The 25,497-nt window shown below is 69.0% G+C and carries 21 protein-coding genes and 1 tRNA gene; 7 read left to right on the top strand and 15 right to left on the bottom strand.

Annotation, left to right across the window (positions count from 1 at the left end; translation table 11 throughout):
• Positions 1-174: 174 nt before the first annotated feature.
• Both BCM27_RS12550 and metH read right to left on the bottom strand, forming a co-directional pair.
• Positions 175-942 carry a crotonase/enoyl-CoA hydratase family protein gene (locus BCM27_RS12550; RefSeq protein WP_004019087.1) on the bottom strand — a complete coding sequence of 256 codons (768 nt, stop codon included), beginning with the start codon at positions 940-942 and terminating at the stop codon, positions 175-177.
• A 38-nt stretch (positions 943-980) separates the two neighbouring features.
• Positions 981-4,571, bottom strand: coding sequence for a methionine synthase (gene metH / locus BCM27_RS12545; RefSeq protein ID WP_004019088.1), 3,591 nt, complete (start codon positions 4,569-4,571; stop codon positions 981-983).
• A 51-nt stretch (positions 4,572-4,622) separates the two neighbouring features.
• On the opposite strand from metH, the gene BCM27_RS12540 reads away from it, so the two are divergent.
• Positions 4,623-5,501, top strand: coding sequence for a PAC2 family protein (locus tag BCM27_RS12540; protein WP_004019089.1), 879 nt, complete (start codon positions 4,623-4,625; stop codon positions 5,499-5,501).
• A gap of 16 nt (positions 5,502-5,517) precedes the next feature.
• Here the strand turns inward: BCM27_RS12540 and BCM27_RS12535 are convergent, their stop codons facing one another.
• The 6 genes from BCM27_RS12535 to BCM27_RS12510 all read right to left on the bottom strand — a co-directional run bounded on the left by BCM27_RS12535 (position 5,518) and on the right by BCM27_RS12510 (position 10,476).
• Positions 5,518-5,826, bottom strand: coding sequence for a hypothetical protein (locus tag BCM27_RS12535; protein WP_004019090.1), 309 nt, complete (start codon positions 5,824-5,826; stop codon positions 5,518-5,520).
• A 56-nt stretch (positions 5,827-5,882) separates the two neighbouring features.
• Positions 5,883-7,133: a cysteine--1-D-myo-inosityl 2-amino-2-deoxy-alpha-D-glucopyranoside ligase gene (gene mshC, locus BCM27_RS12530; RefSeq protein WP_004019091.1), complete on the bottom strand. Its 1,251-nt coding sequence runs from the start codon at positions 7,131-7,133 to the stop codon at positions 5,883-5,885.
• 84 nt (positions 7,134-7,217) lie between these two features.
• Complete coding sequence (locus BCM27_RS12525) at positions 7,218-8,081, bottom strand: SCO1664 family protein (protein ID WP_004019092.1); 864 nt, start codon at positions 8,079-8,081, stop codon at positions 7,218-7,220.
• Complete coding sequence (locus BCM27_RS12520; RefSeq protein ID WP_004019095.1) at positions 8,044-8,778, bottom strand: DUF3090 domain-containing protein; 735 nt, start codon at positions 8,776-8,778, stop codon at positions 8,044-8,046. The genes BCM27_RS12525 and BCM27_RS12520 overlap by 38 nt, the downstream gene beginning before the upstream one ends.
• 25 nt (positions 8,779-8,803) lie before the next feature.
• The gene (locus BCM27_RS12515) at positions 8,804-9,565 is read right to left on the bottom strand and encodes an MSMEG_4193 family putative phosphomutase (protein ID WP_004019097.1); all 762 of its coding nucleotides are present in this window, start codon (positions 9,563-9,565) and stop codon (positions 8,804-8,806) included.
• 68 nt (positions 9,566-9,633) lie between these two features.
• Positions 9,634-10,476, bottom strand: coding sequence for an undecaprenyl-diphosphate phosphatase (locus BCM27_RS12510; protein WP_004019098.1), 843 nt, complete (start codon positions 10,474-10,476; stop codon positions 9,634-9,636).
• A 100-nt stretch (positions 10,477-10,576) separates the two neighbouring features.
• Between BCM27_RS12510 and BCM27_RS12505 the strand changes: the two genes are divergently transcribed.
• The 3 genes from BCM27_RS12505 (at position 10,577) to BCM27_RS12495 (ending at position 13,252) form a co-directional block, all read left to right on the top strand.
• Positions 10,577-11,653: a YncE family protein gene (locus tag BCM27_RS12505; protein ID WP_239450683.1), complete on the top strand. Its 1,077-nt coding sequence runs from the start codon at positions 10,577-10,579 to the stop codon at positions 11,651-11,653.
• A gap of 133 nt (positions 11,654-11,786) precedes the next feature.
• Positions 11,787-12,122 (top strand): DUF5703 family protein, encoded by a 336-nt coding sequence (locus BCM27_RS12500; RefSeq protein ID WP_004019100.1) that lies wholly within the window; start codon positions 11,787-11,789, stop codon positions 12,120-12,122.
• The gene (locus BCM27_RS12495; RefSeq protein ID WP_004019101.1) at positions 12,116-13,252 is read left to right on the top strand and encodes a quinone-dependent dihydroorotate dehydrogenase; all 1,137 of its coding nucleotides are present in this window, start codon (positions 12,116-12,118) and stop codon (positions 13,250-13,252) included. The genes BCM27_RS12500 and BCM27_RS12495 overlap by 7 nt, the downstream gene beginning before the upstream one ends.
• A 66-nt stretch (positions 13,253-13,318) precedes the next feature.
• Here BCM27_RS12495 and BCM27_RS12490 read toward each other — a convergent pair whose 3' ends face one another.
• Both BCM27_RS12490 and BCM27_RS12485 read right to left on the bottom strand, forming a co-directional pair.
• Positions 13,319-13,864, bottom strand: a complete 546-nt coding sequence (locus BCM27_RS12490) for a YbhB/YbcL family Raf kinase inhibitor-like protein (RefSeq protein ID WP_004019102.1) — start codon at positions 13,862-13,864, stop codon at positions 13,319-13,321.
• Positions 13,865-13,993: 129 nt separating this feature from the next.
• The gene (locus BCM27_RS12485; protein ID WP_004019103.1) at positions 13,994-15,328 is read right to left on the bottom strand and encodes a M20/M25/M40 family metallo-hydrolase; all 1,335 of its coding nucleotides are present in this window, start codon (positions 15,326-15,328) and stop codon (positions 13,994-13,996) included.
• Between the two features lie 108 nt (positions 15,329-15,436).
• On the opposite strand from BCM27_RS12485, the gene BCM27_RS12480 reads away from it, so the two are divergent.
• Positions 15,437-15,525: transfer RNA gene (locus BCM27_RS12480), tRNA-Leu, on the top strand.
• Between the two features lie 71 nt (positions 15,526-15,596).
• Here the strand turns inward: BCM27_RS12480 and BCM27_RS12475 are convergent.
• Both BCM27_RS12475 and BCM27_RS12470 read right to left on the bottom strand, forming a co-directional pair.
• Entirely contained in the window at positions 15,597-16,517 is a 921-nt protein-coding gene (locus tag BCM27_RS12475) for a mechanosensitive ion channel family protein (RefSeq protein WP_004019104.1), read from the bottom strand.
• Between the two features lie 92 nt (positions 16,518-16,609).
• Complete coding sequence (locus tag BCM27_RS12470; protein WP_004019106.1) at positions 16,610-17,872, bottom strand: M23 family metallopeptidase; 1,263 nt, start codon at positions 17,870-17,872, stop codon at positions 16,610-16,612.
• A 112-nt stretch (positions 17,873-17,984) separates the two neighbouring features.
• On the opposite strand from BCM27_RS12470, the gene BCM27_RS12465 reads away from it, so the two are divergent.
• Positions 17,985-19,052 carry a nucleoside hydrolase gene (locus tag BCM27_RS12465; RefSeq protein ID WP_051987027.1) on the top strand — a complete coding sequence of 356 codons (1,068 nt, stop codon included), beginning with the start codon at positions 17,985-17,987 and terminating at the stop codon, positions 19,050-19,052.
• Between the two features lie 4 nt (positions 19,053-19,056).
• Positions 19,057-20,007 carry an LLM class F420-dependent oxidoreductase gene (locus BCM27_RS12460; protein WP_004019108.1) on the top strand — a complete coding sequence of 317 codons (951 nt, stop codon included), beginning with the start codon at positions 19,057-19,059 and terminating at the stop codon, positions 20,005-20,007.
• A gap of 225 nt (positions 20,008-20,232) precedes the next feature.
• Here the strand turns inward: BCM27_RS12460 and meaB are convergent, their stop codons facing one another.
• The 3 genes from meaB to BCM27_RS12445 are packed head-to-tail and all read right to left on the bottom strand — an operon-like array spanning position 20,233 to position 25,462.
• Complete coding sequence (meaB, locus tag BCM27_RS12455) at positions 20,233-21,231, bottom strand: methylmalonyl Co-A mutase-associated GTPase MeaB (RefSeq protein ID WP_004019109.1); 999 nt, start codon at positions 21,229-21,231, stop codon at positions 20,233-20,235.
• A complete protein-coding gene (gene scpA, locus BCM27_RS12450) occupies positions 21,231-23,519 on the bottom strand; it encodes a methylmalonyl-CoA mutase (protein ID WP_004019110.1) in 2,289 nt (762 codons plus the stop codon). Before scpA ends, meaB begins: the two co-directional genes overlap by 1 nt.
• Positions 23,516-25,462, bottom strand: a complete 1,947-nt coding sequence (locus BCM27_RS12445) for a methylmalonyl-CoA mutase family protein (protein WP_004019111.1) — start codon at positions 25,460-25,462, stop codon at positions 23,516-23,518. The genes scpA and BCM27_RS12445 overlap by 4 nt, the downstream gene beginning before the upstream one ends.
• Positions 25,463-25,497: the final 35 nt, after the last annotated feature.

The following is a 25,497-nucleotide window of genomic DNA, read 5'->3' as shown; positions in this document are numbered from 1 at the left end:
TCGTCTCACCAGGCCCTTCGAGGCTCGTCGCTATCGCTCCTCGCACCTCAGGGAGCAGGGGCTGGGACCTGCGGGTAATGCGGTTCTGTCGGTTAGGGAGCAGTCGTTATGTCGCAACCCAGCTACCCGCTGAGAAGCTTGCCGCGCAGAGACGAACCGTATGCGTCGGTTCGTCTAGCTGCCGACGCCCTCACCGTGCCGGCCCGCTCCCCCGGCGAATCGGGTTGCCCCGGCGAGTGTGTCGGTCGCCAGGGAGACCATGCCGTGCCGCAACTCGTTGCCGATCGCCGCATCGGTGTCCAGGCCGTCCTGTTCGAGGACCGACAGCCGGTCCTCCCGCATACACGTCTGCGGGAAGGCGGCGATCTCGGCGGCCAGCGCGATCGCGGCCGGTAGCGCGGTCCCCGACGGTACGACGCGATTGGCGAGCCCGATCGACAACGCCTCCTCCGCCGGGACCGCCCGGCCGGTCAGCACGAGATCCATGGCCCGGCTCTCGCCGATCAGGCGCGGCAGACGGACTGTGCCGCCGTCGATCAGCGGGACGCCCCACCGGCGACAGAACACCCCGAAGACGGCGTCGTCGTCGGCGACACGGAGGTCCGCCCACAGCGCCAGCTCCAGTCCGCCGGCCACGGCGTGCCCCGAGATCGCCGCGATCACCGGTTTCGACAACGTCATCCGCGTCGGACCCATCGGCCCGTCACCGTCGGGCGCCACCCGGTTCGGCACGCCGTCCGAGATCGCCTTGAGATCGGCCCCGGCACAGAACGTCCCGCCCTCGCCGTAGAGCACCGCGACGGACACCGAGTCGTCGGCGGCGAACCGGCGGAACGCATCCGCCAGCGCGTCGGCCGTCGCCCGGTCGACGGCATTGCGCCGATCCGGCCGGTCGATCCCGATGATCCGCACCGGCCCCTCGGTCCGCTCCAGAACCGTCATCGCCTGTCCCCCGTCCCTCGATCGGCCGCGGACGTACCTCAGGTGTTGAAGTACTTCGCCTCCGGATGGTGCAGCACGAACGCATCGGTCGACTGCTCGGGATGCAGCTGCAACTCCTCCGACAGCTCGACACCGATCCGACCGGGCTCGAGCAGCTCGATCATCTTCGCCCGGTCCTCGAGGTCGGGGCAGGCCCCGTAGCCGAACGAGAAACGCGCGCCGCGGTACTCGAGATCGAAGAAGCCCTGCGCGTTCTCCGGGTCCTCGCTGTCCATCGTGCGGTCGCCGAATGTCAGCTCGCTGCGCACGCGCTGATGCCAGTACTCGGCGAGCGCCTCGGTCAGCTGGACGCCGATGCCGTGCACCTCGAGATAGTCGCGGTAGGCGTCCTCGGCGAACAGCGTGTTCGCGAAGTCGGCGATCGGCTGACCCATGGTGACGAGCTGGAAGGGCAGCACGTCGACCTTGCCCGCGGCCTTCGCGTCGTCGCGCGACCGGATGAAGTCCGCGATGCACAGGAACCGCGACCGCTGTTGACGCGGGAACGTGAAGCTGAACCGCACCGGCGCATCCGGTTCCGGCTCGGTGAGCACGTGGACGGTGTCGCCGTCGCTGACCGCCGGGAAGTACCCGTAGACGACCGCGGCGTGCTGCAGGATGTTCTCGGTCGACAGACGATCGATCCAGTAGCGCAGGCGCGGCCGGCCCTCGGTCTCGACGAGCTCCTCATACGACGGTCCGTCACCACCGCGGGCGCCGCGAAGTCCCCACTGGCCCAGGAACAGCGCGCGCTCGTCGAGGAGCTGCATGTAGTCCGCGATCGGGACGCCCTTGACGATCCGCGAGCCCCAGAACGGCGGCGTCGGGATCTCGTTGTCGGCGGCCACATCCGAGCGGGCCGGCACCTCCACGGGCTCCTCGGCGGCCTTGCGTTTCGCGGCGATGCGCTTCGACCGGTCGTGCCGGGCCTTGCGTTCGGCGGCCTTCTCCGCCGCTGCCTTCGCCTCGGCGCTGTCCGGATCGGGCCCCCCGCCGCGCTTCGTCGCCATGATGTCGTCCATCAGGCGCAGACCCTCGAAAGCGTCACGCGCATAATGCACGTCGCCCTCGTAGGTCTCGGAGAGGTCGTTCTCGACGTAGGAGCGGGTGAGCGCGGCGCCGCCGAGCAGCACCGGGTACTCGTCGGCGAGACCGCGGGAGTTGATCTCCTCGAGGTTCTCCTTCATCACCACGGTCGACTTCACCAGCAGCCCGGACATGCCGATGACGTCGGCCCGCTTGTCCGCCGCGACGTCGAGAATGGTCGCGATCGGCTGCTTGATGCCGATGTTGACGACCTCGTAGCCGTTGTTGGACAGGATGATGTCGACCAGGTTCTTGCCGATGTCGTGCACGTCGCCCTTGACGGTGGCGAGCACGATGCGACCCTTGCCGTCCTCGCCGGTGGCCTCCATGTGCGGCTCGAGATGCGCCACCGCGGTTTTCATCACCTCGGCGGACTGCAGCACGAACGGCAGCTGCATCTGACCCGAACCGAAGAGCTCGCCGACGGTCTTCATCCCCGACAGCAGAGTGTCGTTGATGATCGACAGCGGCGGCACCTGGGTCATCGCCTCGTCGAGATCGTCGGTGAGCCCGTTGCGCTCGCCGTCGACGATCCGGCGCTCCAGCCGCTCGAACAGCGGCAGCTTCGCCAGTTCCTGGGCCCGCGACTCGCGCGCCGAGGCCGCGGAGACACCTTCGAAGAGCTCCATCAACTTCTGCAGCGGGTCGTAACCCTCGCGACGACGGTCGTAGACGAGATCGAGGGCGACCTCGCGGTGCTCCTCCGGGATCCGGGCCATCGGCAGGATCTTCGACGCGTGCACGATGGCCGTGTCGAGGCCGGCCTGCACGCACTCGTGCAGGAAGACCGAGTTGAGCACCTGTCGTGCAGCGGGATTGAGGCCGAACGAGATGTTCGAGATGCCCAGTGTGAAGTGCACGTCGGGGTGGGCCTCGTGCAAGCGGCGGATGGCCTCGATGGTCTCGATGCCGTCGCGCCGGACCTCCTCCTGACCCGTCGAGATCGGGAAGGTCAGCGTGTCGAGGATGATGTCCTCTTCGGCGAGGCCCCAGTTGCCGGTGATGTCGGCGATCAGCCGCTCGGCCACCCGGACCTTCCAGTCGGCGGTGCGCGCCTGCCCCTCTTCGTCGATGGTCAGCGCGACGACCGCCGCACCGTGTTCGACGACGAGCTGCATGATCTTGGTGAACCGGGAGTCCGGTCCGTCGCCGTCCTCGTAGTTCACCGAGTTCACCGCGCAACGCCCGCCCAGGGACTCCAGACCTGCACGGATGACCTCCGGCTCGGTGGAGTCGAGCATGATCGGCAGCGTCGACGAGGTCGCGAACCGGCTGGCGAGGGCGGTCATGTCGGCGGCACCGTCGCGGCCGACGTAGTCGACGTTGAGGTCGAGCATGTGGGCGCCGTCGCGGGTCTGGTCCTTCGCGATGTCGAGGCACTTCTGGTAGTCCTCGGCGATCATCGCCTCGCGGAAAGCCTTGGAGCCGTTGGTGTTCGTGCGCTCACCGATGACCAGGAAGCTGGCGTCCTGGTCGAAGGGCACCGCGGAGTACAGCGACGACGTCTCCGACTCGTGCTCCGGGGTGCGGGTCGCCGGGGTCACCTCGGCGACCGCCGCCGCGACCTGCCGGATGTGTTCGGGCGTCGTCCCGCAGCAGCCGCCGACGAACTCCAGTCCGAACTCGCCGACGAACTGCGCCATGGCCTGCGCCAGTTCCTCGGGTGTCAGCGGGTACTCGGCACCGTTGGCGCCCAAGACCGGCAGACCGGCGTTCGGCATGACCGACACCGGGATGCGGGCGTGCTTGGACAGGTATCGCAGATGCTCGCTCATCTCCGCCGGACCGGTGGCGCAGTTGAGGCCGATGAGGTCGATCCCGAGGGGTTCCAGCGCCGTCAGTGCGGCCCCGATCTCCGACCCGAGGAGCATCGTGCCGGTCGTCTCGACCGTGACGTGGGAGATGATCGGGATCCTGCGACCCACCCGCTCCATCGCGCGGTGCGCGGCGACCACTGCCGATTTGACCTGCAGCAGGTCCTGGGAGGTCTCGATCAGGACCGCATCGGCGCCGCCCTCGAGCATGCCGATCACGCACTCGAGGTACGCGTCGCGGATGGCCGCATAGGTGGTGTGGCCGAGGCTGGGCAGCTTGGTGCCCGGCCCGATCGATCCGAGGACGAATCGGGCGGTGCCGTCGGCCGAGGGACCCATCTCGTCGGCGACGCCGCGCGCGATGGCCGTGCCCTTGTACGACAGCTCCCGGATGCGGTCGGCGATGTCGTAATCGCCGAGATTCGAGAGGTTGCAACCGAAGGTGTTGGTCTCGACGGCATCGGCGCCGGCCTCGAAATAGGCACGATGGATGCCCTCGAGGACGTCGGGCCGGGTGTCGTTGAGGATCTCGTTGCAACCCTCGAGGCCACGGAAGTCGTCGAGCGTCAGATCCGCGGCCTGCAGCATGGTGCCCATCGCCCCGTCGCCGATCAGCACCCGGCGCGACATCGACGACAGGAAGGTCGTGTCGAAATCGCGAGGATCGGTTCCGGAGAAATCAGGGGACATGGTTGACAGCGTAGTTCGCCCTCTCTGCGTGTTCGGTCGTAGGCTGGATCGGTGAACGCTGAGCAGACGTCGAACCTTCCCCAGCTGCGCAGACCCATTCTGCTCGCGGCCTTCGAGGGGTGGAACGACGCCGGGGACGCCGCCAGCAGCGCTGTCGAGCACCTGGCACTCGAATGGGACGCCCGACCCCTCGCCGACATCGACTCCGATGAATACTACGACTTCCAGGTCAATCGCCCCACTGTGAATCAGATCGACGGTGTCACGCGCCGGATCGACTGGCCGACCACCTCCATCTCGTACTGCAGCCCGCGTGGCGCCGACCGCGACATCGTGCTGGTCCGCGGCATCGAACCGAACATGCGGTGGCGGGCGTTCTGCGCCGAGATCGTCGACCTCGCGCAGGAGCTCGGGGTCGAGACCACGGTGATGCTGGGCGCGCTGCTCGCCGACACCCCGCACACCCGGCCGGTGCCGGTCACCGGCGCGGCCTACAGCAGCGAGTCCGCGGCCCGGTACAACCTCGCCGAGAGCCGCTACGAGGGCCCGACCGGAATCACCGGGGTTCTGCAGGACCTCTTCGTCCAGGCGGGCCTGCCGGCCGTGTCGTTCTGGGCGGCGGTCCCCCACTATGTGTCGACGCCGCCGAACCCGAAGGCGACCGTGGCACTGCTGACGCGGGTCGAGGAGGTCCTCGACATCGAGGTACCGCTCGGCACGCTCCCCGAGCAGGCCGAGGAATGGGAACGCGCGGTCACCGAGATGACCGAGGACGACGAGGAGATCGCGGACTACGTGCGCGGGCTCGAGGAGCGCGGGGACGCCGAGGTCGATCCGGACGAGGTGATGGCGAAGATCGACGGCGATGCACTCGCCGCCGAGTTCGAGCGCTACCTCAAGCGCCGCGGCCAGGGGCCGTTCGGGTCCTGAACCGGGCGACCGGGCGTCAGCCGATCTTCTCGATCGAGACCACGGGGGTGGTGATCCGCCACGTGCGGACGTCCGGGTCGTCGGCGGCCCGGACCCAGAACTGTGCGGATTCGCCCAGGCGACACGACTTCACGCCGAGCAGCGGGATGTCCTCGGAGTCACGCCGGAGCCGGCTGACCGTCCAGTCCTCGTTGTCGGTGCCACCGACCCCGGGAGCCCGGAGAAGCGTCATCTCGGTGAAATCCAGCAGGTAGGTCGACGTCCGGGTGACGACGGTGTACACCCCGGCGTCGGTCTCGGGTCGGATCTCTTGCACGCGCGCCACGTCAGCACTCTACCCAGACGCCGGCGAGCCGACATCTCGGTGTGGGACGACGCCGCTCAGGCGCCGGGGACGAGCGGAATTCCCAGCAGGGCGTCGACCGCGTCGGCGAGCGCGGCCGGCGCCGTCGTCGACGAACCGATGCCGGTGTGCACGTCCGCGCACCAACCGTCGACTGCGGCAAGCGCTTTCGGGGTGTCGAGATCGTCGGCGAGGTGCTGGCGGATGCGGGCGATGACCGGCTCGGCGTCGGGACCGGTGCTCGCGCCGAGCGCCGCACGCCACCGGGCGAGGCGTTCGACGGCCGTGTCGAGGACCTCCGCGGTCCACATCCGGTCACCTCGGTAGTGGTCGGCGAGCAGGGCGAGGCGGATCGCCGCCGGGTCCACGCCGTCGCGACGCAGCACCGAGACGAACACCAGGTTGCCGCGGCTCTTGGACATCTTCTCGCCGTCGAGGCCGACCATCCCGGTGTGCACGTAGTGCCGGGCGAACCGCCGTGAACCGGTGAGGGCCTCGCCGTGGGCGGCCGAATACTCGTGGTGCGGGTAGATGAGATCGTTGCCGCCGCCCTGGATGTCGAACTCGATGCCGAGGCGGTTCAACGCGATCGCCGAACACTCGATGTGCCAGCCCGGCCGGCCCGGACCGAACGGTGAGTCCCACGACGGCTCGCCGGGCCGCACGGCACGCCACAGCAGGGCGTCGAGCGGGTCGCGCTTGCCGGGACGATCGGGGTCGCCGCCGCGTTCGGCGAAGAACCGCGCCATGGTCTCGCGGTCGTACCCCGACTCGTAGCCGAACTGTTCGGTGGCGTCGGTACGGAAGTACACATCCGGGAACTCGGCGTCGTCGACGGTGTAGGCGGCGCCGGAGGCGAGCAGCTTGTCGACGACCTCGACGACCTCGTCGACCGACTCGACCGCGCCGATGTAGTCGCGCGGCGGCAGGACCCGCAGGGCGGTCATGTCGTCGCGGAACAGCTGTGTCTCCCGGGCCCCGAGGTCGCGCCAGTCGACGCCGTCGCGGTCCGCCCGCTCGAACAGCGGGTCGTCGACGTCGGTCACGTTCTGGACGTAGTGGACCTCGTGGCCTTGATCGCGCAGCACCCGATTGACCTGGTCGAAGGTCACGTAGGTGGCCGCGTGCCCCAGGTGGGTGGCGTCGTACGGGGTGATACCGCAGACGTACATGGTCGCGGTGGCGCCGGGTGCGACGGGTCGGACCGCGCGATCGGCGGTGTCATAGAGACGGAGGGCGGGTCCACTACCCGGAACGGCGGGGAGTTCGAGATCGGGCCACGACTGCATGCGTCCACTGTATTGCCCGCTGGCCGTGTATCGCGTTCGGGGGCGAGCAGTTCGGTCCCCTCGCGCCGAGTGCGCCGGACTCCCTCAGAACGGCGGCCACGGTATCGGCCGATGACCCGGCGGATGCGGCATGGTCGCGCTCTCGGCGACCACGATCGCCCGGATCGCCAGCGACTCGATCTCGTCGGCGGTGATGTGCTCGGCGAGCTGCGTGCGCAGCGTCGACCCGTCGGTCTCGAGCCGCTCGGCGAGTTCGGCGACGTCGGCGACGAGGTGCCCGGGCACCGGCTCCCCCGCCCAACCCCACAGCACTGTCCGCAGTTTGTCCTCGCCGTGCAGGCAGATGCCGTGGTCGATCCCGTAGACGACACCGTCCAGACCCTCGAGCACGTGTCCGCCCTTGCGGTCGGCGTTGTTGAGGATGACGTCGAGCACCGACATCCGCTGCAGCCGCGGGTCGTCGGCGTGTACCAGGACGACGGGGTCGCCGTACGGGTCGTAGGCCTGGAGCACGGCGAGGTACCCGGCGGGCACGGCCCCGACCGGGCAGAGGTCGACGAGGTCGATCCGCGGCTCGGTCTCCGGGATCGGATGGTCGGTGTTGTCGGGTGTCTCGACCCAGCGCTGCACCATCCCCGGCCCGAGCGGGCCGTCGCGGTGCACCGTCGTGGGAATCGTGTCCCAGCCCAGTGCCTCGGAGATCAGATACGACGCCACCTCTCGCCCGGCGAGGGTGCCGTCGGGGAAGTCCCACAGCGGGACCTCGCCGCGGACCGGCTTGTAGACACAGCGCACCGACGTCCGGCCGTCGAGCACCGCGTCGCACACGAGGGTCGCGTTGCTGGCCGAGGGGATCCGGCCGAGGATCGTGAGTTCGCCTTCGCGGAGGACGTGGTCGACCGCGGGCTCGTCAGTCACGTGCGGAGGGGCCGGTGTCACCGGGCTCATCGGGTTCGTCCGGGTCACCGGGCTGAGGTGCGTCCCCCGCCTGGTCGAACGGTTCCTCGTCGGCCGTCAGGCCCGGATCACTCTGTGCGGCAAGGCTGTTGAAAACCTCGGGATCGATGAAGTCGAGGGACTTGCTCAACTCCGCGTCCCGCTTGTAGCCGTTGGTCCGGATACACAGGTGCCCCTCGGGATCGAGCGGTTCGCTGCACAGCGGGCACGGCTGCCGGCCGGCCGAGATCACCTTCGACGACCGTGCGGCGAACTCGCGGGCGGCGGCGGTGGTGAGGAAGACGCGCACGGCGTCCGGACCCTCGTCGGTGTCGTCGAGAACGACACTCTCGTCGAACTCCCCCTCGGTGATGGCGAGCAACTCGACCACCACGGCCTCGGACTCCGCGTCCCACCCCAGACCCATCGTGCCGACGCGGAACTCGGCGTCGACGGGCATCACCAGCGGGCTCAGGTCGCCGACCCGGTCGGTCTCCGGCGGGATCGGCGTGCCGAAGCGGCGGTGGATCTCGTCGAGCAGCGCACCGATCCGATCCGCCAGGATCTGGACCTGCTGCTTCTCGAGCATCACGCTGATGATGCGGGCCTCGTGGACCGCCTGGAGGTAGAACGTACGGTCGCCGGGCTGCCCGATCGTGCCCGCCACGAAGCGGTCCGGGCTGCGGAACACATGGATGGCTCGAGACATCACACCTCCTTCGTCGTCTGGTTCATTATCCCGATGTCGCCGGGATCGTCGCGGCGCCGTTCGCCGACGGCGTGACATCCGCCCCGGTGTCCCCGCCGACGACCGCGTCGTCGGCCGGGCGCTGCCCGTCCTGTGCCGGCGGCGGGGGCTTCGGTATGGACAGCGTCTCGGTCGTGTTCACGGTGTGCACGTATGGCCGCGACGAGGCGTACCTGATCACGCTGATCGACGCCGGTTCGACGACGATGCGCTGGAAGGCGTCCAGGTGGGTGCCCATGGCGTCGGCGATGATCGCCTTGATCACGTCGCCGTGCGAGCAGGCGATCCACACCCCGGAACCGTCGGGCCCGCCGTGGATCCGGTCCAGTTCACGGATCGCGCGCACCGCCCGCGCCTGGACGTCGGCCAGCCCCTCCCCGTCGGGGAACACCGCGGCCGACGGTTGTTGCTGCACGACCTTCCACAGCGGTTCCTTGAGCAGTTCGGAGATAGACCGCCCGGTCCACCCGCCGTAGTCGACCTCCGCGAGGTCGTCGACCACGATCTCGGGCGGGGCCTGCCCGTCCGCGCCCAGCGCGGCCAGCAGCGGCGCGACCGTCTCGGCACATCGGTCCAGCGGCGAACGTGCCACCGCCCGGATGGAGCCGAGATGGTCGCCGAGGCGTCGAACCAGATCATCGGCCTGGGCGCGCCCGCGGTCGTCGAGATGGACGCCGGCGCTGCGACCGGCGAGCACCCCCGAGGTGTTCGCCGTCGAACGGCCGTGCCGGAGAAGGATCACGGTCATCCCACAACCATAGGCACCGGCCCCGCGGGGCCGCACAGCGCGCGGAGTCCGGCGCGGCGGGCGGGGCGTCAGGTCGCCGAGATCACGCCCGTCGACAGCAACACGATCAGGGTCACGCCGAGCACGACGCGGTAGGCACCGAACCAGTTCATCGAGTGCGCGCTGACGAACTTCAGCAACCACGCGATCGCGGCATAGCCGACGACGAACGCGATCAGCGTCGCGACGAGCAACTGGGACCCACTGGCCTCCATGCCCTCGCCGCTCGGGTTGAAGGCGTCCGGCAGGCTGAACAGACCTGACGCGGTGACCGCCGGGATGGCCAGCAGGAACGAGAAACGGAAGGCGGCTTCCCGTTCGAGCCCCAGGAACAGGCCCGCACTGGCCGTCGCGCCGGAACGGGACACCCCCGGGATCAGCGCGAGGCACTGGGCACCGCCCATGACGAGACCGTCGCGGAGGGTGAGCTGCTCGAGGTTCCGCTGCTTCTGCCCGTACCGCTCGGCGAGCCAGAACACCCCCGCGAACACGATGAGCATGATCGCGACGAGCCACAGGTTGCGCCCCGTGGTGCGGATCTCGTCTTTGAACAGGTAGCCGATCAGGCCGATCGGGATGGTCGCGAAGATCACATACCAACCGATCCGGTAGTCGAGGTTCCGCTCATCGGCATGCCGGAGACCACGGAACCAGGCCGTGATGATGCGGACGATGTCCCGGGCGAAGAAGACGAGGACGGCGGCCTCGGTGCCGAGCTGGGTGACCGCGGTGAACGAGGCGCCGGCGTCCTCGCCGAACATCAGCTCGGAGGCGATCCGGAGATGCCCGGAGGAGGAGATCGGCAGGAACTCGGTGAGGCCCTGCAACGCCCCGAGGACGATCGACTGGGTCCACGTCATGGTGTCGGTCACGGCGCCCGATGCTACTTGGGACCGCGGCGCCCGACCCGACACGGCGCGCGCCCTCGACCCGCCTGAGTGCCGCGCGGACGCGGTCACGCAAGATGGGGTCATGTCCTCGCCGCGACCATCCCGCACCCCTCACCAGTCCCGCACGGGCATGTCGCGCCTGCGGGGTCCGGTCGCCGCAGCGGCGGCTCTGGTGATCGGTGTGGGCATGATCACTGCGTGCGGCTCCGACGACAGCACCCCCGACGTACCGACCGTGACGGCGGCGACCGCGCCGGAGGCCCCGGCGAGTTCGGCGACGGCGCCCGCGGGCACCGTCGTCCCGGCGCCTGCCGGCGCGCGCGCCCTCGCGACGTCGGGCGGCAGCGTCGCGGTGCTCTCCGCCGACGGCAACCAGATCCTCCGGTACGACACCGGCAGGGTGACCTCGCCACCGCAGACCATCACCGTGCCCGGCCTCACCGCCCTGGCCGCGGGTGACGACGGCGCATACGTCGGCGCCGGCCCGGGTGTCCTCGTCGTCGTCGATGCGGAGGGCCGGGTCCAGACCGGCGACCTCGAATCCGACCAACCGACCGCGGTGGCGCGGACCACGTCCGGCTTTCTCGTCGTCGGCACTGCGGACGGACGAGTTATCGTGTACGACAACAACTTCGCGAAGAAGCACGATCTCGATCGGTTCGTGCGGGTGGACTCGCTGACCGCGGCACCGGAATCAGCCGAGGGGCTCGGCGGCCAGGTCGTCGTGCTGGACCGCGCGCAGTCGTCGGTGACGCCCGTCGACCCCGAGTCCGGCGAACTGGGCCCGGCGCTGCGCGCCGGCAACGGGGCCACGAACTCGACCGTCGACGAGTTCGGACGGGTACTCGTGGCCAACACCCGCGACGGCGAGATCCTCGGGTTCTTCGGATCGCCGCTGGTGATGCGGTTTCGCTATCCGGTGGCGGACGGACCGTACGCCGTAGACTACGACGACACCCGGGACCGGCTCTGGGTGTCGACGACCGGCAACAACGAGGTGGTGGCATATGACCTGGCAGACGGTGAACCCACCGAGATCCAGCGGTTCGCGTCGGTCGTGCAGCCCGACCGGATCGCCGTCGACTCGTCGGGCACCGTCTATGTGCTCTCCGCACGGGACGGCGGGCTGCAGGTCGTCCCGGATGGGCGGGCCGGATGACTCCCGAAAGCGAGCGGGCCGCATGACTCCCGGCGCCGGGAGCGAAGCGAGCGGGCCGAATGACTCCCGGCGCCGGGAGCGAAGCGAGCGGGCCGAATGACTCCCGGCGCCGGGAGCGAAGCGAGCGGGCCGAATGACTTCTGACCGTTCGACCACGCGATCCGCGCGTACCTCGGCACGGCACGGTTCTCGTTATCCGGACGGGTGGGAGGTCACCACCGAGGATGTCGAGTGCGTACTGCTCCGTCTGCCGCCCGACGTGACCCGCGTGACCGCCTCGATGCGGTTGGCCCTCGAAGCCGAGTTCGGCGGTTGGGAACTGTCGCGGGTGCGGCTCTACTCCGACGGCACCCGCAAGGTACTGCTGAAGCGGCGCCGGCCGCCGCGGGGATCCCGCGGCCCCGACTCGACCCATGAGCAGTCCCCTGACCAGAACGGCCACGATCCCCGGAGCGCACGCGCATGCTGATGTCCCGCGGCACCACCGGAGCGCTCGTCGTGCTCAACCGGTGGTGCTATCCCCTGCTGCGTTCGACGATGTTCCGTGTCGATCCGGAGCGGATCCACCACATCGTCTTCGCGGTCCTGCGGGTCGTCGGACGGTTTCCGCCCCTGGCGTTCCTGACCGCCAAATTGCTGGCCCGGCACGATCCGGTCCTGCGCACGCGGGTTTTCGGTGTCGACTTCCCCGCCCCGATCGGTCTGGCGGCCGGGTTCGACAAGACCGCGGGCGCGGTGAACACCTGGGGTCAGATCGGGTTCGGTTTCGCCGAGATCGGCACGATCACCGGTCAGGGGCAACCCGGCAATCCGACGCCGCGGCTGTTCCGGCTTCCCGCCGACCGCGCGCTCATCAACCGCATGGGTTTCAACAATCCGGGCGCGGAGGTGGCCGCGCAGCATCTGACCGGCGTGCGACGGGGCCCGGTGTCGGTGCCCATCGGCGCCAACATCGGCAAGACCAAGGTCGTTCCGGTCGATGACGCGATCGACGATTACCGGCGCTCGGCCGAGTTGTTGGGTCCGCTGTCGGATTTCGTCGTCGTGAACGTGAGCTCGCCCAACACCCCGGGGCTGCGTGACCTGCAGGCCGTGGATTCACTTCGGCCCATCTTGGCCGCGGTGCTCGCCGCGGTGCATGTACCGGTGCTGGTCAAGATCGCGCCGGATCTCGTCGACGACGACGTCGACGCCGTGGCGGACCTGGCCGTCGAGCTCGGCTTGGCCGGGATCGTCGCCACCAACACCACGATCGGCCGCGAGGGTTTGCGCACCGCATCCGACGAGGTCCGGGAGATCGGTGCGGGTGGACTCTCCGGGCCACCGGTCGCCGCGCGGTCGCTGACCGTGCTGCGTCGCCTCTACGGCCGTGTCGGCGGACGGATCGCGCTCGTCAGCGTCGGTGGCATCGAGACCGTCGACCAGGCCTGGGAACGCATCTGCGCCGGCGCCGACCTGCTGCAGGTCTACACCGGCTTCATCTACGGCGGCCCGGTGTGGCTCGCCGAGTTGCACGCCGGCCTCGCGCAGCGGGTGCGTGCCGGTGGCTTCGCCTCGATCTCCGACGCGGTGGGATCCGCGGCTCGCAACCAGCCCTGAAAGACACCGATCGCCCGGCACGACTCGTACCGGGCGATCGGCGACAAAGGGCGCCGGAGGGAGGACTCAGACGTTCTCGCCCGGCTGTTCGTAGGTGCCGATGAGGGTCGCGCGCGCGATCGCGTGGGAGAACAGGTTGAAGCCCAGGTACGCGGGTGTCGCGTTCTCCGGTAGGCCCAGGGACTCGGTGTCCACGGCGTGGACGACGACGAAGTACCGGTGCGGACCGTGTCCGGGCGGCGGCGCCGCACCGATGTAGCGGCGCAGCGAGGCGTCGTTGGTGAGCGTGACCGCACCATCGGGCAGTCCGGACCCCTCCTCGTCACCTGCGCCTTCGGGCAGGCTCGTGACCGAGACGGGGATGTCGGCGACCGCCCAGTGCCAGAATCCGGCGGCGGTCGGAGCGTCGGGGTCGTACACGGTGACGGCGAAACTCTTGGTCTCGGCGGGGAACCCGGACCAGCTGAGCTGCGGCGAGAGGTCCTCCCCACCCGCGCCCATGATCCCGCTCACCTGCCCGTTGGCCAGCGCGGCCCCGTCGGTGAGGCTCTCCGAGGTCAGGGTGAAGCCGGGCAGGCTCGGTAGCAGGGAGTACGGGTCGAATGACGACATGTGTTCACCTTTCTCACGTTTCGCGCGTCGGAAGAGTGCCGGGCATTCTCCGACGCGGTGGTCCCGGTCAGGAGGAAGGCCGTGCCGCCCACTGTAGTGGTGTGTCTCAGTGGTGCGTCTCGGATGCGATCAGCTGTGCCGCAGAAAGTGCTCGAAGACCTTGGTGCCGAACAGAACCGAGTCGACGGGAACGCGCTCGTCGACGCCGTGGAACAGTGCCGCGAAGTCGAGTTCGGGCGGCAGCTGCAGCGGCGCGAAGCCGAAGCAGCGGATCCCGAGTTTCGCGAACGCCTTGGCGTCGGTGCCGCCGGAGAGCATGTACGGCACCGTCTTTCCCTGCGGATCGTGCTCGAGGATGGCGGCGTTCATCGCCTCGACGAGGTCACCGTCGAACGTGGTCTCGTAGGAATCGAGATGAGTGATCCACTCGCGGCGCACGTTGGGCCCGATGAGTTCGTCGATCTCCTTCTCGAAGGCGGCCTGGCGTCCGGGCAGGACGCGGCAGTCGATGACCGCCTCGGCCTTCTGCGGGATGACGTTGGCCTTGTAGCCGGCCTTGAGCATCGTGGGATTGGCGGTGTCGCGCAGTGTCGCACCGATGATCCGCGCGAGATTGCCCAGCTTGAACAGCGACGTCTCCAGGTCGGGGGCCTCCGGGCTCAGGTCGAGACCCGTCTCCGCGCTGACCTCGGCCAGGAACTGGCTCACCGATTCCGTCATCACCAGGGGAAACGTGTGCCGTCCGATCCGGGCGACTGCGTCGGCGACCTCGGTGACCGCGTTCTCGTCGTGCAGGAACGACCCGTGTCCGGCCCGCGCCTCGGCGGTCAGGCGCATCCAGGCCAGACCCTTCTCCGCGGTCTCCACGAGATAGAGACGCTTCTGGGTTCCGTCCGGCCGGTCGACGGTGAGCGAGAAGCCACCGACCTCGCCGACCGCCTCGGTGATGCCCTCGAACAGGTCCGGACGGTTCTCCACCAGCCAGTGCGAACCCCAGGCACCACCGGCCTCCTCGTCGGCGAGGAACGCGAAGACGATCTCCCGGGGCGGCACCGTGCCGTCGCGCTTGAACTGACGCGCGAGTGCCAGGGCCATCCCGGCCATGTCCTTCATGTCGACCGCGCCGCGGCCCCAAATGTAACCGTCCTTGATCGCCCCGGAGAACGGATGCACGCTCCAGTCGGCCGGCTCGGCGGGCACGACGTCGAGGTGGGCGTGGATGAGCAGTGCGCCGCGATCGGAGTCGGGCGGCCCGGCGAGGCGGGCGAACACGTTGCCCCGGCCCGGCCGCCCGGACTCGACGTACTGGGTCGTGTAGCCCACCTCTTCGAGCTGCTGGGCCACCCAGCGGGCGCACTCCTCCTCGCCCTTGGTGGTCTCGGGCTCGCCGGTGTTGGAGGTGTCGAAACGGATCAATTGGCTGACCAGATCGACCACTTCGTCGGTCGCAGACTGTGAAGACACCCCTCACTCCTACGGGATTTGGGATACACGGGCAACCTCGGTTAGGGTTATCCCGCTGCAGGGAGACGACGGCGGGACACCGCCGGAAACACTCACCGCGGCATGCAGGTCCGAGTGGCGGAATGGCAGACGCGCTAGCTTGAGGTGCTAGTGTCCTATTAACGGACGTGGGGGTTCAAGTCCCCCCTCGGACACCAGAACAACGAGAAGAACCCCGGCTCTGAGCCGGGGTTCTTCTCGTTGTGTCAGCAGTCGTCTGCGCAGCCCGTCACGGCGCGACGGAATCCGCCAGCGCCGCCCAGGCCCGCGAGTACGGCAGGTCGATCGAGTTCTCCACGAAGGCCCGCAGGATGGCACGGCGCAGACGCCGCTGCACCGCCCACTGGCCGTTCGGCTTGGTCTTCACCGTCAGCCGCAGGACGACCTGATCCGACGACACCTCCTGCACGCCGAGCATCTCGATCTGGCCGAGGATGTCCGTCGAGTCCTCCTCGACCGCGGTGCGGGCCGCCTCGTCCGCCACCTGCTGCGCCTTGTCGATGTCGGCACCCGGTGCCACCGGGACGTCGACACGCGCGACCGCGAATTCCTGGCTCATGTTGCCCACCCGGGCGATCTCGCCGTTGCGGACGTACCAGAGGGTGCCGTCGATGTCGCGCAGCGTGGTCACCCGGAGACCCACCGACTCGACCTCGCCGACCGCCTCGCCGAGATCGACGATGTCACCCACGCCGTACTGGTCCTCGAGGAGCATGAACACGCCGGTCACGAAGTCCCGCACCAGATTCTGCGCGCCGAAACCGATGGCGAGGCCGACGATCCCGGCCGAGGCGATGAACGGTGCGATGTTGACGCCGAGGACGCTGAGCACGACCCAGACGAGCAGGACGATCGACACCGTGGACTTGAGGACCGAGCCGATCGTCGCCGCGCGCTGCGCCCGCCGGGCGGCGATCTGCGCACTGCGTTCGGGCGACGGCGATTTCGACCGGAGCCCACGCATGAGGGCTGTCCCCCGGCCCGGCTCGCCACCGGCGGTTCGCGGCCGGGTGGCGCGGTCGATGGAGCGATGGATCACGAAACGGACGATCAACGCGACGACCACGTAAGCGACGATGCGAGCAGGATTCTCGATCAGCCATTCGCGATTCGTTTCCGTCCATTCGAAGGCAGAGTCTTGAATCGACATGGGTCCGACCGTACGGATGATGACCTCGATGTCCAGTCGCGACGGGTCCCGTCATCGCGGGCGGCCGCGTGTAACGGAGTCGAAAACCGTTGTCAGCCTGCGGTGAACGAGACGATGTTCTGATCGAGGATCATCTGATCCTCATGTGTGCTCTCGGTCACGCCAGGCGTGACCCGAAGCGGTACCCCGGTCCCCTCCGACGCGTCGAAGGCCGCGGTGTCGGCCACGCGCCCGGTGACCGTGAATTTGTCGGTCACACTGGGGACGCCTTCCGACCCGAGGAACTCCGGTCCGTTCATCACGTGCACGTGCAGGTGCGGCGCCACCGAGTTCCCGCTGTTGCCGACCTTGCCGAGGACGTCGCCGCGCCGCACGCGATCGCCCGCTGCGAAGCGCACCGAACCGGGTTGCATGTGCGCGTAGTTCACATAGAAGCCATCGCCGATGTCGAGCACGAGGTTGTTGCCGTCAGCGTCGTCGATCGGCAGTCCGGCCGGATACTCTCCCGGGGTCTGCTCGGGCAGGTCGTTGCGGCTCGCGACGACGGTGCCGTCACCGACGGCGAGGACGTCGTCGCCGAAGATCCGATAGCTCGCCGGGTTCTTCGCGTCGCCGACGAAGATCCGTCCGTCCGCGGCCGCCTGTTCCCAGTCCACCGCGTAACGCTGCGCGAGGACCGGCGATCCGTTCAGCGGGAGGACCGCACGGGTGTGCCGGACGGCGTCGCAGCACGCATCGGCGGCGATGTAGTACTCGCCGGCGAGTGGCGGTCCCAGGACCGGGACGGTCGAGTCGCTGACCGTGACGGGCGCGATGCGTTCGTCGAACACCTGCATACCCGGCGGCGCCTGGTCGGCGCGTACCGCGATCTCGTGGACCAGTTCCTTCGGCGCGTTCCCCGAGAAGATCACGTGCAGGAAGAGGACGCCGTTCTGACCCGCGGCCAGCACGGCCGCGTACCCCTCCGGTGTGCCGGGGGCCGTCGGCACCGACGGTGCGCCGGTGGGCTTGAGCCGGCTGCGGACCCCGTTCTCGTCGAGAGCGAGCAGCGGTTCGCCGTTCGCGGTGGCGTCGAGAACCTCCACCCCGGTGATCGTCACCGGTGCGCGCATGAAATTGGTCAGCGAGATCTCGTAGACGAGATGGTTGTTGCCGTCGGAACCGGCGAACGGCGTGGGGGCGAACATCACCGAACCGACCACCGGTGTGACGACGGGTTCCGGCGGGGTGCCGCTCGACCCGGCCGTATCACTGCTCGCGGAGGCATCCGGATCCGACGAGTTCGCGCCGCATGCGCTCATGAGGAGTACCGCAGCGGCACCGAGGGCGGCCAGCATGAGTCGTGTCGAGGCCATCGGTTTCCTCCGGGCTCATCGGGCCGACGTCGGTTCGTCCCGGCTGCGGCGAGCGTAGGGCTCCGGCGGGGTGGTGCGGCGACGTTCGCGCCGGACCCGGCACAATTGTGTGGTGACCCAGCGCCTGTTCTTCGACTGCGACACCGGCATCGACGACTCGCTCGCCCTGATCTACCTACTCGCACGCGCCGACGTCGATCTCGTCGGCATCGCATCCACGGCCGGGAACGTGCCCGTCGACGTCGTCACATCCAACAACCTCTCCTGGCTGGAACTGTGCGGCCGTCCCGAGGTACCGGTCTCGACCGGTTCGGCCACTCCCCTCGTCGCGGCACTGATGACCACCGAGGACACACACGGACCGCTGGGTGTCGGGCACGCCGAGCTGCCTGCCCCCACGACGACGCCGAGCCATCTCGATGCCGCCGACGCCTGGATCGAGGCGTCGCAAGCGCACGACGGTGAACTCGTCGGCCTGGTGACCGGACCGCTCACGTCCCTGGCGACCGCGATCCGCCGGGACCCCGGCCTGCCGCAACGCCTGCGGCGACTGGTCATCATGGGCGGCGCCTTTCACACGCACGGCAACACGACACCCACCTCGGAGTGGAACGTCGCCGTCGATCCGGAGGCCGCCGCCGAGGTGTTCGCGGCCTTCGGCACCGCGGGTGCGCCCGAACCCATCGTCTGCGCACTCGACCTCACCGAATCGGTCGTGCTGACCCCCGATCATGTGGTCCGGCTCGCCGCCGCGGCCGGCAGCGCACCCGTCGAATGCCCGGACCCGACCGACGACCGCGGCCTCCGGTCGGTCGCCGACAACGAGATCGTCCGGCACCTCGTCGACGCCCTGCGGTTCTACTTCGAGTTCCACGACGACCACGACGAGGGCTACATCGCCCACCTCCACGATCCGTTCGCCGCGCTCGTCGCGCTGGTCCCCGACACGGTGCAGACGCGCGCGGCGTATGTCGACGTCGAGCTCGCCGGGACCCTGACCCGGGGCATGACCGTGGCCGACGAACGCTGGATGACCTCGCCCGGCCCCAACGTCCGCATCGCGACATCGGCCGACGTCGACGCCGTGTTCGACGAACTCATCGAGACGATCGGCGCGTTCGCCCGACGCCGTGCAACGGAAATGAACGGCGCCACGGCGGAGTCCGCCGGACTAGTCTGAACGGGTGACTCGACTCGGATATCAGATCCCGAACTTCACCTACCCCGGCGTGCCCGCCGACCAGCTGTTCCCCACCGTGGTGGCGCAGGCGCGAGAAGCCGAGAACTCCGGATTCGACACCGTTCTCGTGATGGACCATTTCTATCAACTGCCGATGCTGGGTGAACCCGACGATCCGATGATCGAGTGTTACACCCTGCTCGCGGCCCTCGCGCAGCACACCTCGAAGGTCCGTCTGTCATCGCTGGTCACCGGCAACACCTATCGCAATCCGACCCTGCTCGCGAAGACGGTCACCGCACTCGATGTGGTGTCCGGTGGTCGGGCTCAGCTCGGCATCGGCGCGGGATGGTATGAGCTGGAACACGATTCACTCGGGTACGAGTTCGGGACGTTCACCGACCGGTTCGAGCGTCTCGAGGAGGCGCTGCAGATCATCCTCGGCATGCTCGCCGGGGAGGCTCCCAGCCTCGACGGCAAGCGCTACCGGGTCGCCGATGCCCTCAATGTGCCTGCGCCGCTGTCGAAGATCCCGGTGATGATCGGTGGCGGCGGTGAGCGCAAGACGTTGCGGATGGTCGCGCAGTACGCCGACGAATCGAACCTGCTGTGCACGCCCGCCGACATCCCCCGCAAACTCGACGCCCTCGCCGAACACTGCGAACGACTCGGGCGCGACCGCTCGGAGATCACCGTGACCGTGCAGACGTCGGCGTGCGTGGCACCCACCTCCGCCGAGGCGACGGCCGAGCTGGAGGCATATCTGGAGCGCACACCGGCGGCCGAGTCGCGTCGCGGATCGACGATCGTCGGCGACCCCGACGAGGTGGCCGCCCGGTACGCCGAACTGCTCGCGACCGGTATCGACGGTGTCACGGTGAACGCACCCGCCAACGGCCACGTGCCGGGACGTGTCTCGCTGCTCGGCGAGACACTGGCACCGCTGCTGGCCTGAACGCGGCCACCTCTGCTCTCCCTGAGGTGCGAGCGAAGCGAGCCCCTGATCACTGAGGTGCGAGCGAAGCGAGCCCCCGCTCCCTGAGGTGCGAGCGAAGCGAGCCACGAAGGGCATGGTCTCGTGCGTCGGCAGCCCTTTGTGGCTCGTCTCTATCGCTCCTCGCACCTCAGGGAACATCAGAACCGGCCGCTCCTGCACCTCACGGGAGCAGAGGTGGGTCACTCAGCGTTCGTCGAACGCGTCCACGATCCGTTGCGCCGCGAGTGCGGGGGTCAGTGACCCGTCACGCAGCTGCTGCTCGACCTCGCCGCGGATTCCGCGCACCGCGGACGAGTCGCCGAGCCGTGACAGCACGATGTCGTTGACCATCGCCCACGTCCAGTCGATCTGCTGCTGGTTGCGGCGCGCGGTGAACTCCCCCGCCTCGGTGAGGGTCTCGTTGTGTCGCACGACGGTCTTCCAGAACTCGTCCACCCCGGTGTTCTCGATCGCGCTCATTGTGAGCACCGGCGGCATCCACAAGGCGTCGTGTGGGTAGATGAGCTTCAGCGCGTTGGTGAGTTCCCGGGCCGCGCCCTTGGCCTCGTTGAGGTGTTTGCCGTCGGCCTTGTTCACGACGACCACATCGGCGAGCTCGAGGACGCCCTTCTTGATGCCCTGCAACGAATCTCCGGTGCGGGCCAGGGTGAGGAACGTGAAGGTGTCGACCATGTTGGCGACCGTCACCTCGGACTGGCCGACCCCGACGGTCTCCACCAGCACGACGTCGAAGCCGGCCGCCTCGACGAGCACGATGCTCTCGCGGGTGGCCTTGGCGACGCCACCGAGCGTGCCCGAGGTCGGCGACGGCCGGATGTACGCATTCTCCGACATCGACAGCCGGCCCATGCGCGTCTTGTCGCCGAGGATCGAGCCGCGGGTACGCGTCGAACTCGGATCGACGGCGAGCACCGCGACCTTGTGACCGAGCTCGAGCAGATGCATACCGAGCGCTTCGATCGTCGTCGACTTGCCGACGCCCGGCACCCCGGTGATGCCGACCCGGAACGACTTACCCGCGTGCGGGGTCAGTTTCAGGAGCAGTTCCTGCGCGGCTGCGCGATGGTCGGCGCGCTTGGACTCGACGAGCGTGATCGCGCGCGCCAGGTCGGCGCGGCGATCCGCCAGCACGGCGTCGGCCAGCGCGTCGACGTCGACGGGACGTCGAGGTTGCACCGCCATCAGTTCGCGGTCGCCCCGGGCAGCTCCAGGCCGAGCGTGTCCGCCAGCTTGCCGATGAGCTCCACGGCCGAGTCGGCGATGACCGATCCGGGCGGGAAGATCGCGGCGGCGCCGGCCTCGTACAGCTCCGCGAAGTCACCGGGCGGGATCACACCGCCGACGACGACCATGATGTCCTCGCGGCCGACCTCCTTCAGCGCCTCCCGCAGGGCGGGGACCAGCGTCAGGTGCCCGGCGGCCAGCGAGGACACACCCACCACGTGCACGTCGTTGTCGGCGGCCTGGGCGGCCACCTCCTCGGGCGTGGCGAACAGCGGGCCCACGTCGACGTCGAAGCCGAGGTCGGCGAAGGCGGTCGCGATCACCTTCTGACCGCGGTCGTGACCGTCCTGGCCCATCTTCGCGACCAGGACACGCGGCTGACGACCTTCCGCCTCGGCGAACTGGCGCACGGCCTCGATCGCCGCATCGATGTTGCTCACCTCGCCCGCCTCATGCCGATACACCCCGCTGATCGTCTTGATCTCCGCCTGATGGCGACCATAGACCTTCTCGAGTGCCTCGGAGATCTCGCCGACCGTCGCCTGATGCCGCGCGGCCTCGATGGCCAGCGCCATCAGGTTGTTCTCCAGACCACCCTCCGACGACGCGGCGGCGCGGGTCAGATCGGCCAGCGCAGCCTCGACGGCTGCCGAGTCACGCTCTGCGCGAAGCCGATCCAGCTTCTCCAGCTGCTCGGCGCGCACCTTGGAGTTCTCGACCTTGAGGACCTCGATCTCCTCGTCGTCGGCGACCTGGTACTTGTTCACGCCGACCAACGGCTGCTGGCCCGAGTCGATGCGCGCCTGGGTCCGTGCCGCGGCTTCCTCGATACGCAGCTTGGGCAGGCCCTCGTTGATCGCCTGCGTCATGCCGCCGGCCTCTTCGACCTCGCGGATGTGCTTGCGCGCCTTCTGCGCCAGCTGATGGGTGAGCCACTCGACGTAGTTCGAACCGGCCCACGGATCGATCGGGCGCGTGGTGCCCGACTCCTGCTGCAGCAGCAGCTGCGTGTTGCGGGCGATGCGCGCCGAGAAGTCGGTCGGCAGCGCGATCGCCTCGTCGAGGGCGTTGGTGTGCAGCGACTGGGTGTGCCCCTGGGTCGCGGCCATCGCCTCCACGCAGGTGCGGGCCACGTTGTTGAACACGTCCTGGGCGGTCAGCGACCAACCGGAGGTCTGCGAATGTGTGCGCAGCGACAGCGATTTCGCGTCCTTCGGCTCGAAGTCGGCGACGAGCTCACTCCACAGGAGACGCGCCGCCCGCAGCTTGGCGACCTCCATGAAGAAGTTCATGCCGATGCCCCAGAAGAACGACAGGCGCGGCGCGAACTTGTCGATGTCCAGACCGGCCTCGAGGCCCGCGCGGATGTACTCCACGCCGTCGGCCAGGGTGTAGGCCAGTTCCAGGTCGGCCGTCGCACCGGCTTCCTGGATGTGGTAGCCGGAGATGGAGATCGAGTTGAACTTCGGCATCTTCTGGCTGGTGTACTCGAAGATGTTCGAGATGATCCGCATGGACGGCTTCGGCGGATAGATGTAGGTGTTGCGGACCATGAACTCTTTGAGGATGTCGTTCTGGATGGTCCCGGCCAGCTTCTCCGGCGGCACACCCTGCTCCTCGGCGGCCACGACGTAGAGCGCGAGGATCGGCAGCACGGCGCCGTTCATCGTCATCGACACCGACACGCTGCCGAGGTCGATGCCGTCGAAGAGCTGACGCATGTCGAGGATCGAGTCGATCGCCACACCGGCCATGCCGACGTCGCCGGCGACGCGCGGATGGTCGGAGTCGTATCCGCGGTGGGTCGCGAGGTCGAAGGCGACCGACAGTCCCTTCTGGCCGGCCGCGAGGTTACGGCGGTAGAAGGCGTTGGACTCGGCGGCGGTCGAGAAGCCGGCGTACTGGCGGATCGTCCACGGCTGGTTGACGTACATCGTCGGGTACGGGCCCCGGATGAACGGCGCGGCACCGGGAACCGAGTCGAGCGGGTACGGATGCTCGGCGTCGTCGAGCACGGCGTCGCGCTCGGCACGGGTGTAGACCGGCGTGACGTCGATCTGCTCGGGGGTGTTCCAGGTGACCTGGTCCACCGAGTAACCGTGCGCCGAGGCGAGTTCGTCGGTGACCGCGGCCGCGGAACCGGACGGTCCCCCGCCTGCGGTCGACGAGCCGGTGTCGTCCGACGTCAGCCCGATCCCGCTGAAGCTCGGGATCGACTGTGTCACATCGGGTTCGGTCTGGGTCATGCCGTAGCTCCCGCCGTCGTCGGGGATGTCGAGGCCAGCTGGTCGAGAAGGTCACCGAGGGTGCTCACCGCGTCGATGCCGACCCGCAGTGAACCGTCGGGGCGATCGTCTCCCTCGGGCCATTCCTTGTCCGGTCCGGCGAGCAGGACCTTCGACAGTCCGGCCGCGCGAGCGGCCGCGAGTGCGGCGGGCCCCTCCTCGGCGTACCGGGCCTTGGTGCCACAGAGCACCGCGATCGGGGTGCTCGCCCCGGCCACCGCGTCGCCGATCTTGTCGGCGGTCAGCGGGCCCGGGTTGACGACGGTGATGCCGCCGGCACCCAGGAAGTTCGCGACAAAGGTGGTGCGGCCGTTGTGTTCGGCGACGCTGCCCAGCGGGATCAGCAGGATCGAGGGCCGGGCCCCGTGCTCGGCGAGCACGACGTCGGAACGATCCCGCAACTCCTCGAAGGCGCGCCCGATCCGCGCGAGACGCGGCGTTCCGGTGACGACATCGGTGACCGCCGAAGCCGGGGCCCCCGTCGTCTCCGACAGCGCGCGTTCGTCGATGTTCGGGAACTCGTTGACACCGGTCACCGAGATCCGACGGTGTGCGACCTCGGTGTCGCGGCGTGCGAGCGAGGCGTCGACCTTCTCGGCGATCCAGCCGGTGTCGAGCGCGACACGGTAACCGCCCGCGGCCTCGACCTCGGTGAACACCGTCCACGCATTCGTGGCCATCTCGTCGGTCAGCGATTCGACGAACCACGAGCCACCGGCCGGATCGAGGACACGGCCGACGTTGGACTCCTCGAGCAGCAGCAACTGGGTGTTGCGCGCGATGCGACGTGAGAACGAGGCGCTCGAGGTGCGCTTGTCCGCCGGGATGGTCGCGTCGTAGCCCAGGACGGTGAGCTGGTCGGCACCGCCGACACCGGCCCCGAACGCCGCGATGGTGCTGCGGAGCATGTTCACCCACGGGTCGCGCTGGGAGTACATCGACAGATCGGTCACGCCGTGGGTCAGCGCACCGCCGGCTGCGGGTGCGCCGACCACCTCGGCCACTCGGGCCCAGATCTTGCGCAGCGCACGGAATTTCGCGATCGTGGCGAACTGGTCGTCATCGGCCGAGACGCCGAAGGTGATCTGACCCAGCGCTGCCTCGGCCGAGAGGCCGGCGGCGGTGAGGTCCCGGAGATGGGCGACCGCGGCCGCCACCGTGAGGGCCAGTTCGAGGCCGTTGTCGGCGCCCGCGGTGGCGAAGTCGCTTCCGTCGACGCGGAACGTACGCACCCCGTCGGGCAGCCCGGAGGCCGCGAGCGCGGTCGCCTCGTCCGGATCGACGGTGGGTCGGCCGGAGAAGGCCGCCGTCAGCGGCGACAGTCCGAAGGAGTGGACGGTGGCCGCCGTCGGAGCGGCGGCGACCGGAGCCGACTGGGCCTGTTCCTTCAGGGTGAGCAGTTCGCGGGCTGCCGCGATCCCCTCCGTGCCCGCATCGAGGGTCACCGGCACCAGATCGAGGTACACGCCGCGCAGCGCTGTCGCGAGGTCGGCGACCCCGAGCCCGTCGCCGGGCCTGCTCACCGAGAGCCAGAGTCCGCTCGTCCCGTTGGCCATCGCCTCGAGGATGAGCTCGTTGAGGTCCTCCGCGGAGGCCGCGTCGTCGCCGAAGCGCTCGGTGACACGCCAGCCGGTGGTGACATCCCGAGCGGGATCGGCACCGCGGACGAACGGGAAGCGACCGGGAACACCGGGTTCGGCGAGTTCGTCGCGCCGCGTGTAGAGCGGTCGGATGGTCAGCCCGTCGGCGGTGTCGGTCGAGAGCAGCGCCTCGGGTGTGTCGGGCAGCTCGTCGACGTCGACACGTCGCGACTTCGCCAGAACGGCCGCGGCGGCCGTGGACCACGCCTGGTAGGCCTGATCGAGTTCTGGGTCCGGTTTGGGCTGGTCAGTTTGCTGTGGCATGTGGGGAAGCACACCTCCGTGAATGCACTGTGATG

The organism is Gordonia terrae (assembly GCF_001698225.1).
GTDB lineage: Bacteria > Actinomycetota > Actinomycetes > Mycobacteriales > Mycobacteriaceae > Gordonia > Gordonia terrae.
The sequence above is the reverse complement of the archived record's forward strand: the minus strand, read 5'-3'. Positions and strand labels throughout refer to the sequence as shown.

Coding starts and splice junctions, on each gene's coding strand:
- BCM27_RS12475 (WP_004019104.1), bottom strand. CDS start 16,517: ATGTCGATTCAAGACTCTGCCTTCGAATGGACGGAAACGAATCGCGAA.
- BCM27_RS12520 (WP_004019095.1), bottom strand. CDS start 8,778: ATGTCTCGAGCCATCCATGTGTTCCGCAGCCCGGACCGCTTCGTGGCG.
- BCM27_RS12550 (WP_004019087.1), bottom strand. CDS start 942: ATGACGGTTCTGGAGCGGACCGAGGGGCCGGTGCGGATCATCGGGATC.
- BCM27_RS12505 (WP_239450683.1), top strand. CDS start 10,577: ATGTCCTCGCCGCGACCATCCCGCACCCCTCACCAGTCCCGCACGGGC.
- BCM27_RS12525 (WP_004019092.1), bottom strand. CDS start 8,081: ATGAGCCCGGTGACACCGGCCCCTCCGCACGTGACTGACGAGCCCGCG.
- BCM27_RS12515 (WP_004019097.1), bottom strand. CDS start 9,565: ATGACCGTGATCCTTCTCCGGCACGGCCGTTCGACGGCGAACACCTCG.
- BCM27_RS12490 (WP_004019102.1), bottom strand. CDS start 13,864: ATGTCGTCATTCGACCCGTACTCCCTGCTACCGAGCCTGCCCGGCTTC.
- metH (WP_004019088.1), bottom strand. CDS start 4,571: ATGTCCCCTGATTTCTCCGGAACCGATCCTCGCGATTTCGACACGACC.
- BCM27_RS12470 (WP_004019106.1), bottom strand. CDS start 17,872: ATGGCCTCGACACGACTCATGCTGGCCGCCCTCGGTGCCGCTGCGGTA.
- BCM27_RS12495 (WP_004019101.1), top strand. CDS start 12,116: ATGCTGATGTCCCGCGGCACCACCGGAGCGCTCGTCGTGCTCAACCGG.
- meaB (WP_004019109.1), bottom strand. CDS start 21,231: ATGGCGGTGCAACCTCGACGTCCCGTCGACGTCGACGCGCTGGCCGAC.
- scpA (WP_004019110.1), bottom strand. CDS start 23,519: ATGACCCAGACCGAACCCGATGTGACACAGTCGATCCCGAGCTTCAGC.
- BCM27_RS12500 (WP_004019100.1), top strand. CDS start 11,787: ATGACTTCTGACCGTTCGACCACGCGATCCGCGCGTACCTCGGCACGG.
- mshC (WP_004019091.1), bottom strand. CDS start 7,133: ATGCAGTCGTGGCCCGATCTCGAACTCCCCGCCGTTCCGGGTAGTGGA.
- BCM27_RS12445 (WP_004019111.1), bottom strand. CDS start 25,462: ATGCCACAGCAAACTGACCAGCCCAAACCGGACCCAGAACTCGATCAG.